The organism is Oleiphilus sp. HI0067 (genome assembly GCF_001635735.1).
The window spans coordinates 1-1,261 of sequence record NZ_LWFI01000405.1 but is presented as its reverse complement, the minus strand read 5'-3'; the positions used below and the strand labels follow the sequence as shown (position 1 = coordinate 1,261).

1 protein-coding gene is annotated in these 1,261 nt (G+C 46.2%); it reads left to right on the top strand.

Annotation, left to right across the window (positions count from 1 at the left end; all coding sequences use genetic code 11):
- Positions 1 to 246 precede the first annotated feature (246 nt).
- On the top strand, positions 247 to 1,261 hold a 1,015-nt coding region (locus A3739_RS04780; protein ID WP_068500510.1), incomplete at its 3' end, for a sodium-dependent transporter.

Genomic DNA, 1,261 nt, shown 5'->3' with positions numbered 1-1,261 from the left:
TAAAAAAAGCCTAACGAGCTCAGGCGCTTATAACGCATCTGATCAAAAAATAAGCTTTTTCTATTATTTACCAATGCGGGCTTTAATTTCGCTCAAGCAAGACTATTATTTTCGCGTTTAAAAGACCTCGAAAGAAGGACGATTATGTTTGCTAGCCCTACCGTTACGTGGCCCTCAAAACTCACGTTCATTTTTGCAGCAACAGGTTTTGCCGTCGGTTTAGGTAATATTTAGAAATTCCCTTACATGACTGGGGAATACGGCGGTGGCGCGTTCGTACTGATCTATCTCGCGTTTATTTTATTGTTGGGTCTGCCGATCATGATGGCAGAGATCGCTATAGGCCGAAGTGCTAAAGCAAACCCGATTGATGCAGTCGAGCATCATGCAGCACATAATGGTTTATCGAAAAACTGGTTCTTACTACCGGCAATGGGCTTATGCGCAGGCATTATGATCTTGATGTTCTACAGCGTGGTCGCTGGTTGGCCCTTAGATTACATCATTGCTTCGCTGAGCCGCAGCTACATGAATGCACCTGCAGAGGCTATCAGCGGTCACTTTGGCGAACTCACCTCTAACTTTGGCTTACAGCTTATATACCTCACTATCTTTATTGTTTTAACAGGTTTGTTGGTTGTCGGTGGCGCAAAGTCAATTGGTAAAGCGGTTGAAGTGATGATGCCTGCCCTGTTTATTATCCTTCTAATCTTGCTTGGTTACGCCTTATTCGCCGGTGATGTCGCGCGTGGTATGAAGTTCATGTGGAAGGTAGATTTTTCTAAAATCACCATGGACGTTGTACTAGCCGCGATGGGTCAAGCTTTCTTCACGCTATCTCTCGGTATGGGTAGCATCATGGCGTATGGAGCGTACATGGGCACAGACGTCAACATCGGCAAGACCGCATTAACAATCGGTTTAGTCGACACACTAGTGGCGCTTATTGCTGGCATGATGATTTTCCCACTTGTGTTCGCGCATGGTCTAGAGCCAAGCGCAGGTCCAGGCCTTGTATTCGTGACACTACCCAATGCATTTAGCCAAATGTTTGGTGGTCAGTTCATCGGGCTTATGTTCTTCGTATTGCTAACTCTCGCAGCACTAAGTTCTTCAATTTCATTAATCGAACCTTCTGCAGCATGGTTTGAGCGCAAAGGCGTGAAGCGTGTTGTTTCTGTGACAGGTCTATGTGCGATTGCGTGGATTGGTGCGGCCGCTTCTGCAGCTTCTGCAGCTTCTGGCGACGTATTCAACTTCT